The sequence below is a fragment of the Pseudomonas extremorientalis genome, assembly GCF_024584605.1.
GTDB classification, from domain to species: Bacteria; Pseudomonadota; Gammaproteobacteria; order Pseudomonadales; family Pseudomonadaceae; genus Aquipseudomonas; species Aquipseudomonas extremorientalis.
In genome coordinates, this window is sequence record NZ_CP089519.1 from 1464167 (window position 1) to 1479936 (window position 15770).

Below are 15770 nucleotides of genomic sequence, written 5' to 3' on the forward strand. Positions count from 1 at the left end.
CATCCAGCGATCAGTTAGCGACGGAAGACCGTGGCTTGACCGGCTGGTTGTCGTTGGAGATGGTCACTTCAACGCGGCGGTTCATGGCGCGGCCCGATACGCTGCCGTTATCGGCAACCGGGTATTCCTTGCCATAGCCCTGGGTCACGATGCGCGAGATATCCACGCCCTGTTGCGCCAGTGCGCGTTGTACGGAGGCCGCACGACGCTCCGACAGGCTCTGGTTGTACGCATCGGAACCGGTGCTGTCGGTGTAGCCTTCGACGATCACTTTACGGTCCGGGTTATCGCGCAGGAACTGCGCCAGCTTGGTGATGTTCACCAGGCCGCTGGATTTCAGGTCGGACTTGTTGGTGGCGAACAGCACGTCACCGAAGGTCACCAGGGTGCCACGATCGGTCTGCTTGGCGTTCAAGCTGTCTTGCAGTTGTTTGATCTGTGCGTCACGGGCTTCCAGCAGGGCGCGGGCGCGTTCGTCACCGGCATTTTTCAGCTTGGCTTCGGATTCGCGCAGCACGATGGTGTCTTTGGCCACTTCAACGCGCTGGTTGGTCAGGTAGGCGAGTTGGTCAACTTTCTTCTCGTCTTCCTTGTCGCGGTAGGCCTTGTCTGCCTTGTCCAGCCATTCGCTGGCGTCTTTGGTCTCCAGCGCCGCGAGCTTGGTGGCCTGCGGGTTGGTCTGCAGGGAAGAGAAGTTGGTCCGTGCGTTTTCCAGGTTCGCGTTAGGCGGGGTGGAGCAGGCCGCCAGGGCAACGCTCATCGCCAGCAGGGCAGGGATCATCAATTGTTTACGCATAGTCGTGTCGTCCTTTCAATTCGATATCAAGTGCGAAGCAGTCAAGGGGCGTCTTACTTCTGCTGGATAGCAGCCGGACGCATGCCTTCCCTACGCAGTTCGTCAACAGCCTTCTGGGAATCCTTCACAGCCTGTTGAGCCTTGGCAGCCTGGGCCTTGCGCTCTGCGACGCGAGCGTCCCACTCGGCTTGTTCAGCCAACTGGCGAGCTTTGTCGTAGTTCTTGTCGTGCATGGCGATTTCAGCTTCTTTGAGCTTGTCCTGGGCCGACTTCATTTCCACAGCCGCAAACTCAGTGCCGCCAGCGCTGACTGCGCTGTTGACTGCGGACTGGGTCACCGCGTACTGCTCGGTCGGAGGGTTGCCGGCGCAGCCCGCCAGAACGAAGCTGGTGCCGATTGCCAGCGCGGCCAATTTGAGCCCGCGCAGGTGGTTAAACGAGGATTTGGCAGTGCTGGTCTTCATCGTCTTCAACTCCATTGGATAACTCCTGAAAAACATCAAAATCCATGTCACTGGTACTCGGCTGGGGCTTCAGGGTGATGTACAAAAAGCCCTTTAAAACGGCCGTTCCAAGTGATGGCTTACTGGCTGTGACCGGAGGCTTTTTTCAAAAGTTCAGAGAAGATGGCGATTTGCCTAAAAAAATATCTGACTGTCTGGTCAGCGAAAAAAACTTGGAACTTCTGCGTTGCGCAGCGGTACTTCGGGCTCGTAAAGAGCCCGGAATACAAGGGGGTTGTACGAGGATTTCAGTGTTTCGGTTTGTCGCCGCTCGCTGATAAGTCATGCAGATAGCGACGCGACAGCGTCAGAAAGCGCGGAGTAGGGCCGACATCTTCCTACAGCGGGTCGCCCTCTTCATCAGTCGCGATCACCTGCTGCCCCTTGATATACGGAAAGCTGGCTTCCAGCTCTTCCAGTGCGGCGCCGATCAGTTCGCCGAGCAGTTCTTCGGTGCTGCGCTTGGGGTACATCTCGGCGATCGCTGCCAGGCGTGCCGCAGCTTCCACATCCAGATGGATGGCGTACTCGGTCTTGGTCAGGCGACCCTTGGCGTTCTCTTCCCAATGCTGGGCCAGTTCTCGGATTTTCATGGCAACCTCAGTAAAGCCCGCGATAGCAGGCGGTGATGAGTGACCCGCCGCTCGCGCGGATAAGCGCGGCGACTTAGTGTTGAGACTAGCTGCAACTCGCAAGGTTTAAAGTCTTGTCATAAATGAGCGCTGGCGGCACTCTGGCAAACCTGCGCGTCCCGGATTTCTGGCTGGAGATTGGCTGATGAGTGATATCGATGCACGCTTGCGTGAGGATGTTCACCTGCTGGGTGAGCTGTTGGGCAACACCATTCGAGAGCAATACGGCGATGATTTCCTCGACAAGATCGAGCAGATCCGCAAGGGCGCCAAGGCCGACCGCCGTGGCGCAGGCGATGAACTGAGCACCAGCCTCAACCAGTTGCAGGAAGATGAGCTGCTACCGGTCGCCCGTGCCTTCAACCAGTTCCTCAACCTGGCCAACATTGCCGAGCAGTATCAGCTGATTCATCGACGCGATGAGTCGCAGCCGGCACCCTTCGAATCCCGCGTATTGCCTGAGTTGCTGGCGCGCCTGCAAGCCGAAGGCCACAGCAACGAATCCCTGGCCCGCCAATTGGGGCGCCTGGAGATCGAGCTGGTCCTCACCGCCCACCCCACTGAAGTGGCGCGCCGCACCCTGATCCAGAAATACGATGCCATCGCCGCCCAATTGGCACTGCAGGATCACCGCGACCTCACCACGGCCGAGCGTGAGCAGATCCGCCAACGCCTGCAACGCTTGATCGCCGAGGCCTGGCACACCGAAGAAATCCGCCGCAGCCGGCCCACGCCGGTAGACGAAGCCAAGTGGGGGTTCGCGGTGATCGAGCATTCGCTGTGGCACGCTATTCCCAATTACCTGCGCAAGGCCGACCAGGCCCTGCACGCCGCCACAGGCCTGCGCTTGCCGCTGGAAGCGGCGCCGATCCGCTTTGCGTCGTGGATGGGCGGCGATCGTGACGGCAACCCGAATGTCACTGCACCGGTCACCCGCGAAGTGTTGCTGCTGGCGCGCTGGATGGCGGCCGACTTGTACTTGCGCGATATCGATCACCTGGCCTCCGAGCTGTCGATGCAGCGCGCCAGCCCGGCGTTGCAGGCCAGGGTCGGCGACAGCGTCGAACCCTATCGTGCCTTGCTCAAGCAACTGCGTGAACGCCTGCGTGCCACGCGCCAATGGGCGCATACGGCGTTGAGCAGCAGCACGCCAGCGCCTGCCGAGGTATTGCAGAACAACCGCGACCTGCTGGAGCCGCTGGAGCTGTGCTACCAGTCGCTGCACGAATGCGGCATGGGCGTGATCGCCGATGGGCCGTTGCTCGATTGCCTGCGGCGGGCGGTGACTTTCGGCCTGTTCCTGGTGCGGTTGGATGTGCGCCAGGATTCCAGTCGCCATTGCGCGGCCATGACCGAAATCACCGATTATCTTGGTCTCGGTCGCTACGAGGACTGGAACGAAGAGATGCGCATCAGCTTCCTGATGAAGGAGCTGGCCAACCGTCGACCGTTGCTGCCGGGTTATTTCAAACCGTCGGCGGATACCGCCGAGGTGCTCAACACCTGCAAGGAAATCGCCGCGGCCCCGGCGGCGTCCCTGGGCTCGTATGTCATCTCCATGGCTGGCGCTGCGTCGGACGTGCTGGCGGTGCAGTTGCTGCTTAAAGAGTCAGGCGTGCAACGGCCGATGCGCGTGGTGCCGCTGTTCGAAACCCTGGCCGACCTGGATAACGCCGGCCCGGTGATCGAGCAACTGTTGCTGCTGCCGGGCTACCGCGCGCGGCTGCAAGGCCCGCAGGAAGTGATGATCGGCTACTCGGATTCGGCCAAGGACGCCGGCACCACTGCCGCTGCCTGGGCGCAGTACCGGGCGCAGGAACGCCTGGTGGATATCTGCCGTGAACAGCAAGTGGAACTGCTGTTATTCCACGGTCGTGGTGGCACCGTGGGGCGTGGCGGCGGCCCGGCCCACGCGGCGATCCTGTCGCAGCCGCCTGGGTCGGTGGCGGGGCGCTTCCGTACCACCGAACAGGGCGAGATGATCCGCTTCAAGTTCGGCCTGCCGGATATTGCCGAGCAGAACCTCAACCTTTACCTGGCCGCCGTGTTGGAGGCGACCCTGTTGCCGCCGCCGCCGCCCGAACCGGCCTGGCGCCATTTGATGGACGAATTGGCGGCAGACGGTGTCAGCGCTTACCGCGCCGTGGTGCGCGAGAATCCGCAGTTCGTCGAGTATTTCCGCCAGTCCACGCCGGAACAAGAGCTGGGCCGTTTGCCGTTGGGCAGCCGCCCGGCCAAGCGCCGTGCGGGCGGGATTGAAAGCCTGCGTGCGATTCCGTGGATCTTCGGCTGGACCCAGACCCGTCTTATGCTGCCCGCCTGGCTGGGCTGGGAAGCGGCGCTGAGCAAGGCCCTGGAACGTGGTGAAGGCGACTTGCTGGGGCAGATGCGTGAGCAGTGGCCGTTCTTCCGCACCCGCATCGACATGCTGGAAATGGTGCTGGCCAAGGCCGATGCCGACATCGCCCGCCTGTATGACGAGCGTCTGGTGCAGCCGGACCTGTTGCCACTGGGTGCGCATTTGCGCGACCTATTGTCGCAGGCCTGCAAGGTGGTGCTTGGCCTGACTGGCCAGTCGCAGCTGCTGGCCCATAGCCCGGACACCCTGGAGTTCATCCGCCTGCGCAACACCTACCTCGACCCGCTGCACCTGTTGCAGGCCGAGTTGCTGGCGCGTTCGCGCCAGCAGGAGGCGGCACAGGACAGCCCTCTGGAACAGGCGCTGCTGGTCTCCGTGGCCGGTATTGCCGCCGGTTTGCGTAATACCGGCTAAGGTTTTTTGCGTGTTCTCAACGGCTTGCAGGTAAACCACGGCGGCCGCCCTGAAAAGGGCGGTCGGCGTTTATGGCGCCGGTTGCACCCAGACACACCCTACCTATGACGTAAGCGCTGCACGGGTTCCTGCGACTTTTGGCGGCTTGTGTGCTTAAGGCCTGCTGTGTATCTTGATCAGCCTTTGGCCGTTTGGGCGGCCCGAATTCTATTTTTACGCGATTGGCCCGCCGCGGCGAATCCGAGCGTCATCTCTATAAAAAATTGAGGAGCACATCAATGCGCGTCATTCTGCTGGGAGCTCCCGGGGCCGGTAAAGGTACTCAGGCAAAGTTCATCACTGAAAAATTCGGCATTCCACAAATCTCTACCGGCGACATGCTGCGCGCGGCCGTCAAGGCCGGCACCGAGCTGGGCCTGATCGCCAAGAGCGTGATGGACAGCGGTGGCCTGGTTTCCGATGACTTGATCATCAACCTGGTCAAGGAACGCATCAGCCAGGAGGACTGCAAGAACGGTTTCCTGTTCGACGGCTTCCCGCGCACCATTCCCCAGGCTGAAGCCCTGGTGAAGGCCGGCGTCGAGCTGGATGCCGTGGTCGAAATCGCGGTTGAAGACGAAGAAATCGTCCAGCGTATCGCCGGTCGTCGCGTCCACGAAGCCTCGGGCCGCGTGTATCACACCGTCTACAATCCGCCAAAGGTGGAAGGCAAGGACGACGTCACCGGCGAAGACCTGGTGCAGCGCAAAGACGACACCGAAGAAACCGTGCGTCATCGCCTGTCGGTCTACCATTCCCAGACCAAGCCGCTGGTGGACTTCTACCAGAAGCTGTCCGTCGCCCAAGGCAAGCCGAAGTACAGCCACATTCCTGGCGTCGGCTCGGTTGAGGCGATCACCGCCAAAGTGCTGCAAGCACTGAGCTGATCCCTCGACCGGCTTCATGGATAACGGCCCGCTTGCGGGCCGTTGTTGTTTATACTGGCGCACTTTTTTTCGACTTGGACACCTACACCGATGAGCACCCTGCTGGCCCTGGACACCGCGACTGAAGCTTGCTCCGTTGCCTTGCTGCACGATGGCAAGGTAACGAGCCACTACGAGGTGATCCCGCGCCTGCACGCGCAGAAGCTGTTGCCGATGATCAAGCAACTGCTGGAAGACGCCGGCACCACTCTGGCTGCGGTCGATGCCATCGCCTTCGGTCGCGGACCGGGTGCATTCACGGGTGTCCGTATCGCCATTGGCGTGGTGCAGGGCCTGGCGTTTGCGCTGGAGCGTCCGGTGTTGCCGGTGTCCAACCTGGCCGTGCTGGCTCAGCGCGCCTTGCGTGAACATGGCGCGCGTCAGGTGGCGGCGGCTATCGATGCGCGCATGGATGAAGTCTATTGGGGCTGCTACCGCGAAACGGCGGGCGAGATGCGTCTGGTCGGCGTGGAAGCCGTGCAACCGCCGGAGTCATCGCAATTGCCAGCCGACGCCAGCGGCGATTGGTTCGGGGCTGGTACTGGTTGGGGGTATGGCGAGCGCCTCGCTGTGCCGTTGGTGGGCGAGGACGCCGCGATGTTGCCTCACGCCGAGGACTTGCTGACATTGGCACGTTTTGCCTTTGAGCGTGGCGAGGCGATTCCGGCCGACCAGGCGGCGCCGGTCTATCTGCGCGATAAAGTGGCGCAGACCAAGGCAGAGCGCGGCCTTTAATTGTGGCGAGCGGGCTTGCCCCGCATTGGGCTGCGAAGCAGCGCTAAAATCCCCCAAACTTGCACCAATCGTCAGAATTCCCCCTGGGTTTTAAACCTTTTTCAAATTATGTGTTCTAGTTATCACCAGAGCATTTGCGCACTACGGACGGTGCTGCCAAAATGCCATTACTGATAGCGAGTTCGCGCCCATGCGTATTGATGGCTTTTCCTCACAGTCTTACCCAATCAAGCGCAAGCCGCGTAAGGCGAACGTCACGGTGGATGAGTCGGTCGAGGACTCGCCGGACTTCATCGAAGTCCAAGCCGATGCGCAAGCCAACGCCCAAGCCCGTATCAGCGGTCTTCCCGCCCGTCAGCAAGACATGGTCTTCCCGCGCTCCATGAGCAAAAGCGTCGCCACCGCCCTGGCCAGCTACCTGACCACCGCCGGCTTTGTCGAATGGGATATGGAAGTGCTGGGCCTCGACGTCCATATCTGATGCGTCTGCCTTACTACCTTGGTTGCCCGTCCTGGAGTGAAAATGCCTGGCGCGAGTACCTGTACCCCGCCGATGCTCGTTCCAGCGATTACCTCGCGCTGTACTCCCAGGTCTTCAACGCCGTTGAAGGCAATACCACGTTTTACGCCCGCCCCTCCGCCGCCACCGTGCAGCGCTGGGCCGAAATCATGCCTGACGACTTTCGCTTCACCGCCAAATTTCCCGGTGATATCAGCCACAGTGGCAACCTGATCGAGCAGCTACCGGCAGCGGAAAGCTTCGTGGGCCTGATGAGTCCGTTGGGGGAGCGGGTATCGCCGCTGTGGTTGCAACTGCCCGCGTCTTTCACCCCGCAGCGCCTGGGGGAGTTGGCAGGCTTCATCGATGGCCTGGAGCGGCCGATGGCGGTGGAAGTGCGCCACCTGGAATTCTTCGCCAAGGGGGAGGCCGAGCGCATGCTTAACCGTTTGTTGCGTGACCGCGGCGTGGAGCGCATCTGCCTGGATCCGCGTGCGTTGTTCAGTTGCACGTCCACCTCGGCCGCCGTGCTGCACGCCCAATCCAAAAAGCCCAAGGTGCCACCCCGCCCGGCGGCGCTGACGCAGTTTCCCCAGGTACGCTTTATTGGCCATCCCGAATTGGAGGCCAACGATTCGTTCCTGATGCCATGGGTGGAAAAAGTCGCGGGCTGGATCGAAGAAGGGCGCACCCCCTACGTGTTCCTGCACACCTCGGATAACCGCCTGGCCGCGCAACTGGCCCTGCGTTTCCACGATCAACTGATGGCGCGCCTACCAGGCCTGCAGCCCCTGCCCGTGCTGGATCGTGCCCCCGCCGTGGAGCAACTGGGGTTACTCTAGGGCTCCTTTTTCCGCCAGGAGCCCGACATGGATGCCCAAACCCTTCGCGCCGAAACCTTCAAGGCCTTGCATGAGCGTGACCGCGCATTCGTGATGCCCAACCCGTGGGATGCGGGCTCCGCTGTAATGTTGGCCAGCCTGGGTTTCGAAGCGCTGGCCACCACCAGTGCAGGCTACGCGTTCAGCCTGGGGCGACCGGATGCGGAAGGCGCGTTGTCCCTGGAGGAGACGTTGGTCAATGCCGGTATGATCGCCAACGCCACCAAGTTGCCGGTGGCCGCCGACCTGGAAAACGGCTTCAGCGACACCCCTGAAGGCTGCGCCCAGACCATCCTGCGCGCAGCGGGAGTCGGCATTGTCGGCGGCTCCATCGAGGACGCCACCGGCATTGCCGCCGACCCGATCTATCCCTTCGATCTTTCGGTCGAGCGTGTGGAAGCCGCCGTCGCCGCCGCCCGCAGCCTGCCTTTTGCCTACACCCTGACGGCCCGTGCGGAAAACCTCCTGCATGGCCGCCTGGATTTGCCCGACACCATCCGCCGTCTGCAAGCCTACGCCGAAGCCGGTGCCGACGTGCTGTATGCGCCGGCCCTGCGCAGTGCCGAGGAAGTGCTGGCGGTGGTCAAGGCCGTGGCGCCCAAGCCGGTGAATGTGTTGATGTCCGGCGGCTTGAACCTGAGCGTTGCGCAGTTGAGCGAGATGGGCGTGCGGCGGATCAGCGTCGGCTCGGCGCTGGCGTTGGCCGCCTATGGTGAGTTCTATCGCGCAGCCCAGGAAATGTATGAACGGGGCACGTTCACCTTTACCGAGCGCAAGATGCCGTTCAGTCAGGCCAACCAGTTCTTCAAGGGCTAGGCGGTGCGTTTTTTCAAAGTCATGGGCACGCTGCTGATCCTTGCGGGTGCCGTTGCCGTGGGTGTCTGGCGTGGATGGGGCCCACTGCCGGCCGATTGGAACCCATGGGCGCCGCTGGACGTGCGGGCCACCCCCAACGTGTTGACCCGCTACAAATTGGGTCGTCTGCAGGATGACCCGGCATTGTGCGACCAGGTGCTGGAAACCTCGGGCCTGCGCGTCAGTCATCAGGCGGACTCGCCGGCAGATGCCGCTTGCCCCCTGCGCAATACCTTGCGCGTACAGGGTTCGGCGGTGGGGCTGAGCAGCAGTTTTCTCGCCAGTTGCCCACTGGCGGTGGCGTTCGCCTTGTTTGAGCGTCACAGCTTGCAACCGGCGGCCCAGGCGGTATTCGGCCAGGCAGTGACGCGGGTCGATCACCTGGGCAGCTTTGCCTGTCGCAATATGTATAACCGTGCCGAAGGGCGACTCAGCCAGCATGCGTCGGCCAATGCGCTGGATATTGCCGGCTTTCGCCTGGCGGATGGGCGCAGCATCAGCGTGCTTAAGGACTGGTCGGGGGAGGGCGATAAGGCGCGGTTCCTGCGTCAGGTCCGCGACAGTGCCTGTGATGATTTCAATGTCGTGCTGGGCCCGGACTACAACGCCGCGCACCGCAACCACTTCCACCTGGATATGGGCCGTTGGTGGGTGTGTCGCTGAGACTCAGGCAGCCAGGCGCAGGTTCTGGGTGACCAGTGGGCGAGCCCAGTAGTAATCGAAATCCAGGGCCTTTTGTTGCGCGACCAGCTCTTCTTCCGGGAATGGAGTTGCAGGTGGAGGCAGCAGGTCCAGTTCGAATTCTGCGATGGGCAGGTGCAGAGGGCGCGGCTCCGGGGCTGGGCCCGGTTCCGGCAGCGGCTGGCCGGCCGTCAGCACGATGGGGCGGACCCAGCCGCTTTCGAAATTCTGCTGGCGTTGCTGCGCGACGATTTCTTCTTCCGGATACGGTGTGGCGGCCGGTGGCAGCAAGTCAGTTTCGAACTCGGCAATCGGCAGGAACAGCGGCTCTGGCGGGGCAATCTCGGTGTCTTTCACGTCGCACTCCCGCTGGGTGAGGATCTGCGACAGCAGGTCGGCGCCTTCGCTGGGTTCTACCGCCGGATCCGCCGGTGCTGGCGCCTGCACGGCGAGCGTGTCCGGCGTATCGCCGAGCTGCTCGGCCAGTGCCCGGGCGAAGAAGTCCTGCCACACATGACTCACCCCGGCCAGCGCTTGAGTATTGCGCAGGCCGTAGTGGTTGTGGGTCGGCAGTACACCGATGGTTAGGGGAAGAATGTCTGACATTTTTCTCGGTCGACGCTCAGCTCTGGCAAAATACCTGACTGTTGTTTTTATCGGCCGCTGTTTGCCGATCCTTAATATTTTTGAGCGTAGCGATTGATGAGCGAACAACCAGCGGCCAGCCGCATCCGGGTCGAGGCCTTGGGCGAGTTTTTCCAGGCCCGCGCTGAGCAATGGGCGCAGCGGCTTGGCTTGCCGTTGCAGCAGGCGGATGCGGACTTTTCCCTGCAAGTGGGGGAGCATGGCCTGCAATTGCAACAGCTCGGGCCTGATGCGCCGGGGCCGGTGCGCGTGGATTTTGTCGAGGGTGGCGCGGCGCATCGGCGCCTCTATGGGGGCGGTAGCGGGCAGATGATCGCCAAGGCCGTGGGCATCGCCCAAGGCGTGCGCCCACGGGTACTCGACGCTACGGCTGGCCTTGGCAAGGACGCCTTCGTACTGGCCAGCCTGGGTTGCGAGATGAGCCTGATCGAGCGCCAGCCGCTGATCGGCGCCTTACTCGAAGACGGTCTGGCGCGCGGCGCGGAGGATTTTGAAGTGGCGCCGATTGTGGCGCGCATGAAGCTGCTCAAGGGCAATTCCATCGACGTGATGCGCAACTGGGAAGGCGAGCCGCCCCAGGTGATCTACCTCGACCCGATGTTCCCGCACCGTGAGAAAACTGCCCTGGTGAAGAAGGAAATGCGCCTGTTCCGGCCGCTGGTTGGCGATGATCCTGACGCCCCCGCGCTACTGGCCGCCGCCCTGGCCCTGGCCAGCCACCGGGTGGTGGTCAAGCGCCCGCGCAAGGCGCCGTGCATTGACGGGCCAAAGCCGAGCCATGCGCTGGATGGCAAATCCAGTCGCTATGACATCTACCCTAAAAAAGCACTCAAGCCTTAAGCCACAAGCTGCAAGCTAAAGTGCTTTCAACTTGCAGCTTGCAGCTAACAACTTACCGCTGCCTCTCTCCTATAAGCCCGCATAAACAGCCCCACCACCTCCTGTACATGGGCTTCGGCGGCTTCTTCGCTCAGTTGCCCGCCGCAGCCATACAGCAAGCAGAAATTCGCCGTGCCCTTGAGCAGACAGAAGAAATGCTCGGCCGCCGTAAATGGCTTGTCGATGCTCAGCGCGCCGCTCTGGTCGATCTTGCCGAGCAGGCGTTCCATGCCCTGCAGCATGCGCATGGGGCCGGCCTCGAAGAAGATCTGCGAGAGTTTCACGTCCTGGTTGCCGGTGGTCATCATCAGGCGATGCAGGTTGACCGACTCTTCACTGTTGATCAGCCGATGGAACCCCCGCGCGATATTCAACAGCACAGTTTGTACGGGTATGCCCTCGGGCAACTCGAAGTACATCACCGGCAGTTGTTCTTCGCACTTGGCCACCACCGCGGCGGTGAACAAGGTCTCTTTATCGTTGAAGTGGCTATAGACGGTCAGTTTCGACACGCCGGCTTCCAGTGCCACCGCGTCCATGCTGGTACTGGCGTAGCCATTGCTCAAAAACAGGATTTTCGCTGCTTCGAGGATTGCCTGGCGTTTTGCCATGTCCTTGGGGCGCCCGGGGCTATTGGTGTTCAGAGGATTGTCGGACATTTTCACCTTTAATACTGGACTGGCGAGTTTGGTATTAATACCATACCCGCCAGTATAATTATTCCTAGCTCTACTTGCGAAAGGTCCTACAGCATGCGCAGCACCTTCCTGCCCTTTGCTTTGCCTGTCAGTTTGGTCGTGCTGTTGGCCGCCTGCGGCCATGAAGAAGCGGCCCAGATTACCATCCGCCCAGCCATGGTGGTGCAGCCTCAGCCTTCTTCGCAGTCGATGGACAGCTACCCCGGCGAAGTGCGCGCCCGCTATGAACCGGACCTGGCTTTTCGCATCGGTGGCAAAGTCAGCAAGCGTTTGGTGGAGGAGGGCGAACGGGTCAAGGCCAACCAGCCGCTGGCGGAGCTGGACCCTCAGGACGTGCGCCTGCAGCTGGAAGCGACCCGCGCCCAGGTTGCCGCCGCCGAGGCCAACCTGAGCCTGGTGCGGGCCGAGCGCGACCGCTACAAGACCCTGATGGACCGTCAGATGGTCAGCCGTTCCCAGTACGATAATTCCGAAAACCTCTACCGATCCGGTGAAGCACGCCTCAAGCAGATCAAGGCCGAGTTCGACGTGGCCAGCAACCAGGCCGGCTATGCCGTTCTGCGTGCACCTCAGGACGGGGTGGTGGCCAAGCGTGCGGTGGAAGTCGGCCAAGTGGTGTCCGCCGGGCAAACTGTGTTTACCCTGGCGACCGATGGTGAGCGCGAAGTGCTGATCAGCCTGCCGGAACAAGGTTTCGGCCGCTTCAAGATCGGCCAGCCGGTCTCTGTGGAGTTGTGGAGCCAGCCGGATCAGCGTTTTACCGGGCGTATTCGCGAGCTGTCACCGGCGGCCGATCCCAAGTCGCGCACGTTTGCGGCGCGTGTGGCGTTCACCGGCGGCAAGGTCCCGGCCGAACTGGGCCAGAGCGCACGGGTATTCATACAGGTCGACGGCGATGTTCCGTTGTCGGTGCCGCTGTCTGCCCTCAGTGCGGAGAACGGTGCGTCCTACGTATGGCGCGTCCAGCCCGACAACACGCTCAAGCGCACGCCGGTGCGCATCGGTGCCTTCGGTGAGAAAACCGTCCCGGTCCTGGAAGGCCTGGCCCCGATGGATTGGGTGATCGCCGCCGGTGTGCACGTGCTTCACGAGGGCCAGCAAGTGCGCCCGGTGGACCGCTCCAACCGTGTGGTGAATCTGGCGGCCAAGGAGTAGTCCCCGATGGGTTTCAATCTTTCCGAATGGGCGTTGCGCAATCGCCAGATCGTACTGTTCCTGATGATCCTGCTGGCAGTGGTCGGCACCCTGTCCTACTCCAAGCTGGGGCAAAGTGAAGACCCGCCGTTCACCTTCAAGGCCATGGTGATCAAGACCAACTGGCCTGGCGCAACGGCGCAGGAAGTCTCGCGGCAGGTCACCGAACGCATCGAGAAAAAACTCATGGAGACCGGGGAGTACGAACGTATCGTCTCCTTCTCGCGCCCCGGCGAATCCCAGGTCACCTTCATGGCCCGCGACTCCATGCATTCGGCGCAGATCCCCGAGCTGTGGTACCAGGTGCGCAAGAAGATCAGCGACATCCGCCAGACCTTGCCGCCGGATATCCAGGGGCCGTTTTTCAACGATGAATTCGGCACCACCTTCGGCAATATCTACGCCCTGACCGGCGACGGTTTCGACTACGCGGTGCTCAAGGACTACGCCGACCGCATCCAGATCCAACTGCAGCGCGTGGCGGATGTGGGCAAGGTCGAGTTGCTCGGCCTGCAGGATGAAAAAATCTGGATCGAGCTGTCCAACCTCAAGCTCGCCACCCTCGGCTTGCCTTTGGCGGCGGTGCAACAGGCGTTGCAGGAACAGAATGCGGTGTCCACTGCGGGTTTCTTTGAAACCCCGAGTGAACGTGTGCAACTGCGTGTATCGGGCAACTTCAAGAGCGTGGAAGAGATCCGCAATTTCCCGATCCGCGTGGGTGACCGCACCTTCCGCATCGGTGATGTGGCCGACATCCACCGTGGGTTCAACGATCCACCGGCACCCCGCATGCGCTACATGGGCGCAGACGCCATCGGCCTGGCCGTGGCGATGCGCGATGGCGGCGACATCCTGGTATTGGGTAAGGCCCTGGAAGGTGAATTCGCACGCCTGCAGAAGAACCTTCCGGCGGGTATGGAGCTGCGCAAGGTGTCGGACCAACCGGCAGCGGTGAAGACCAGCGTCGGCGAATTCGTGCAGGTACTGGCCGAAGCGCTGGCCATCGTGTTGCTGGTGAGTTTCTTCTCTCTCGGCGTGCGCACCGGCATGGTGGTGGCCCTGGCGATTCCGCTGGTGCTGGCGATGACGTTTGCCACCATGTATTACCTCGGCATCGGCCTGCACAAGATTTCCCTGGGCGCACTGGTGCTGGCGTTGGGCTTGCTGGTGGATGACGCGATCATCGCCGTGGAGATGATGGCGATCAAAATGGAGCAGGGCTACGACCGGCTCAAGGCCGCCAGCTTTGCCTGGACCAGTACCGCGTTCCCGATGCTCACCGGTACGTTGATCACCGCCGCCGGCTTCCTGCCGATTGCCACTGCGCAGTCGAGCACCGGCGAATACACCCGCTCGATTTTCCAGGTGGTGACCATTGCGTTGCTCGCCTCGTGGGTGGCTGCCGTAGTCTTTGTGCCCTACCTGGGGGAAAAACTCCTGCCGGACCTGGCGAAAATTCACGCAGCCAAACATGGCACCGATGGTCCTGACCCCTACGGCACACCGTTCTACCAGCGTGTAAGAGGTTTGGTGGAGTGGTGCGTGCGTCGCCGCAAAACCGTGATCGTCCTGACCCTGTTGCTGTTTATCGGCTCGGTGGCGCTATTCCGTTTCGTGCCGCAGCAGTTCTTCCCGGCTTCCGGTCGCCTGGAACTGATGGTCGACCTGAAGCTGGCCGAAGGCGCCTCCCTGAGCAACACCGCCGAGCAGGTCAAGCGCCTGGAAACCCTGCTCAAGGATCACGCCGGCATCGACAACTACGTGGCGTATGTCGGTACTGGATCGCCGCGTTTCTACCTGCCGCTGGATCAACAACTGCCGGCCGCCAGTTTTGCCCAGTTTGTGGTACTGGCCAAAACCATCGAAGAGCGCGAAAGCCTGCGTACCTGGTTGATCGAAACCCTCAACGAACAATTCCCCGACCTGCGCTCACGGGTCACCCGCCTGGAAAACGGCCCGCCCGTGGGTTACCCGGTGCAGTTCCGTGTGACCGGCGAACATATCGAAGAGGTCCGCGCGCTCGCCCGCAAAGTGGCGGCCAAGGTTCGCGAAAACCCTCACGTGGTCAACGTGCACCTGGACTGGGAAGAACCGAGCAAGATCGTCTACCTCAATATCGACCAGGACCGCGCACGTGCCCTGGGCGTGAGTACGGCCAACCTGTCGAAATTCCTGCAGAGTTCATTGACCGGTTCCAGCGTCAGCCAGTACCGGGAGGACAACGAGTTGATCGAAATCCTGCTGCGCGGCACCGTGCACGAACGCACCGAACTCTCGTTGCTGCCAAGCCTGGCAGTGCCGACGGACAACGGCAAAAGCGTGGCGCTGTCGCAGATCGCCACCCTCGAATACGGTTTCGAAGAAGGCATCATCTGGCACCGCAACCGCTTGCCGACGGTGACCGTACGCGCCGATATCTACGGCAAGGAACAGCCCGCGACGCTGGTCCAGCAGATCCTGCCGACCCTGGAAGGCGTGCGTGCCGAACTGCCGGATGGCTACCTGCTCGACGTGGGCGGGACCGTGGAGGATTCCGCCCGTGGACAGAATTCGGTGAAAGCCGGGGTGCCGCTGTTTATCGTGGTCGTGCTGACCTTGTTGATGCTGCAGTTGCGCAGTTTCTCACGCACCGCGATGGTGTTTCTGACGGCACCGCTGGGCTTGATCGGGGTGACCTTGTTCCTGCTGGTATTCCGCCAACCCTTCGGTTTCGTCGCCATGCTCGGGACCATTGCGCTGTCGGGGATGATCATGCGCAACTCGGTGATCCTGGTGGACCAGATCGAGCAGGACATCAAGGCGGGGCTGGCGCCGTGGCAAGCGATCATCGAAGCCACCGTCCGCCGCTTCCGCCCGATTGTGCTGACCGCCCTCGCGGCGGTATTGGCGATGATCCCGCTGTCGCGCAGTGTGTTCTTCGGGCCGATGGCCGTGGCGATCATGGGCGGGTTGATAGTGGCGACGGCGTTGACACTATTGTTCTTGCCGGCCCTGTATGCTGCGTGGTTCCGAGTGAGGAAGGACGTCGCGTAAT

General features: G+C 61.9%; 14 protein-coding genes and 1 pseudogene. 10 read left to right on the top strand and 5 right to left on the bottom strand.

The genetic code is table 11. The features are described from left to right. Positions 1–10: 10 nt before the first annotated feature. The 3 genes and pseudogenes from lptF to LUU92_RS06420 form a co-directional block, all read right to left on the bottom strand. Positions 11–796 carry a lipotoxin F family OmpA-related lipoprotein LptF gene (gene lptF, locus LUU92_RS06410; protein ID WP_071488772.1) on the bottom strand — a complete coding sequence of 262 codons (786 nt, stop codon included), beginning with the start codon at positions 794–796 and terminating at the stop codon, positions 11–13. A 53-nt stretch (positions 797–849) separates the two neighbouring features. Next, a complete protein-coding gene (locus LUU92_RS06415; RefSeq protein WP_071488773.1) occupies positions 850–1275 on the bottom strand; it encodes a DUF4398 domain-containing protein in 426 nt (141 codons plus the stop codon). 272 nt (positions 1276–1547) lie between these two features. Beyond that, positions 1548–1892 (bottom strand): annotated as a pseudogene (locus LUU92_RS06420) (pilin assembly protein). 184 nt (positions 1893–2076) lie between these two features. On the opposite strand from LUU92_RS06420, the gene ppc reads away from it, so the two are divergent. The 7 genes from ppc (at position 2077) to LUU92_RS06455 (ending at position 9302) form a co-directional block, all read left to right on the top strand. Continuing rightward, positions 2077–4704, top strand: coding sequence for a phosphoenolpyruvate carboxylase (gene ppc, locus LUU92_RS06425; protein WP_257103316.1), 2628 nt, complete (start codon positions 2077–2079; stop codon positions 4702–4704). A gap of 278 nt (positions 4705–4982) precedes the next feature. Further along, the gene (gene adk / locus LUU92_RS06430) at positions 4983–5630 is read left to right on the top strand and encodes an adenylate kinase (RefSeq protein WP_257103317.1); all 648 of its coding nucleotides are present in this window, start codon (positions 4983–4985) and stop codon (positions 5628–5630) included. 90 nt (positions 5631–5720) lie between these two features. Then, positions 5721–6404, top strand: coding sequence for a tRNA (adenosine(37)-N6)-threonylcarbamoyltransferase complex dimerization subunit type 1 TsaB (gene tsaB, locus LUU92_RS06435; protein ID WP_257103318.1), 684 nt, complete (start codon positions 5721–5723; stop codon positions 6402–6404). Positions 6405–6594: 190 nt separating this feature from the next. Further along, complete coding sequence (locus LUU92_RS06440; protein WP_071488777.1) at positions 6595–6885, top strand: hypothetical protein; 291 nt, start codon at positions 6595–6597, stop codon at positions 6883–6885. Then, complete coding sequence (locus tag LUU92_RS06445) at positions 6885–7745, top strand: DUF72 domain-containing protein (RefSeq protein ID WP_257103319.1); 861 nt, start codon at positions 6885–6887, stop codon at positions 7743–7745. Before LUU92_RS06440 ends, LUU92_RS06445 begins: the two co-directional genes overlap by 1 nt. Before the next feature lie 27 nt (positions 7746–7772). After that, positions 7773–8600 carry an isocitrate lyase/PEP mutase family protein gene (locus tag LUU92_RS06450; RefSeq protein WP_257103320.1) on the top strand — a complete coding sequence of 276 codons (828 nt, stop codon included), beginning with the start codon at positions 7773–7775 and terminating at the stop codon, positions 8598–8600. A 3-nt stretch (positions 8601–8603) separates the two neighbouring features. Beyond that, a complete protein-coding gene (locus LUU92_RS06455; RefSeq protein WP_257103321.1) occupies positions 8604–9302 on the top strand; it encodes an extensin-like domain-containing protein in 699 nt (232 codons plus the stop codon). Between the two features lie 3 nt (positions 9303–9305). Here LUU92_RS06455 and LUU92_RS06460 read toward each other — a convergent pair whose 3' ends face one another. Next, positions 9306–9926: an energy transducer TonB gene (locus tag LUU92_RS06460; RefSeq protein ID WP_092241138.1), complete on the bottom strand. Its 621-nt coding sequence runs from the start codon at positions 9924–9926 to the stop codon at positions 9306–9308. A 96-nt stretch (positions 9927–10022) separates the two neighbouring features. Here LUU92_RS06460 and LUU92_RS06465 point away from each other — a divergent pair, with 96 nt between their 5' ends. Next, the gene (locus tag LUU92_RS06465) at positions 10023–10805 is read left to right on the top strand and encodes a class I SAM-dependent methyltransferase (protein WP_093512231.1); all 783 of its coding nucleotides are present in this window, start codon (positions 10023–10025) and stop codon (positions 10803–10805) included. A 44-nt stretch (positions 10806–10849) separates the two neighbouring features. On the opposite strand, the gene LUU92_RS06470 is transcribed toward LUU92_RS06465, so the two are convergent. Next, positions 10850–11503 carry a TetR/AcrR family transcriptional regulator gene (locus LUU92_RS06470; protein ID WP_222541099.1) on the bottom strand — a complete coding sequence of 218 codons (654 nt, stop codon included), beginning with the start codon at positions 11501–11503 and terminating at the stop codon, positions 10850–10852. A 93-nt stretch (positions 11504–11596) separates the two neighbouring features. On the opposite strand from LUU92_RS06470, the gene LUU92_RS06475 reads away from it, so the two are divergent. Both LUU92_RS06475 and LUU92_RS06480 read left to right on the top strand, forming a co-directional pair. After that, positions 11597–12697 carry an efflux RND transporter periplasmic adaptor subunit gene (locus LUU92_RS06475; RefSeq protein WP_257103322.1) on the top strand — a complete coding sequence of 367 codons (1101 nt, stop codon included), beginning with the start codon at positions 11597–11599 and terminating at the stop codon, positions 12695–12697. Positions 12698–12703: 6 nt separating this feature from the next. Continuing rightward, positions 12704–15769 carry an efflux RND transporter permease subunit gene (locus LUU92_RS06480; protein WP_092241147.1) on the top strand — a complete coding sequence of 1022 codons (3066 nt, stop codon included), beginning with the start codon at positions 12704–12706 and terminating at the stop codon, positions 15767–15769. Position 15770: the final 1 nt, after the last annotated feature.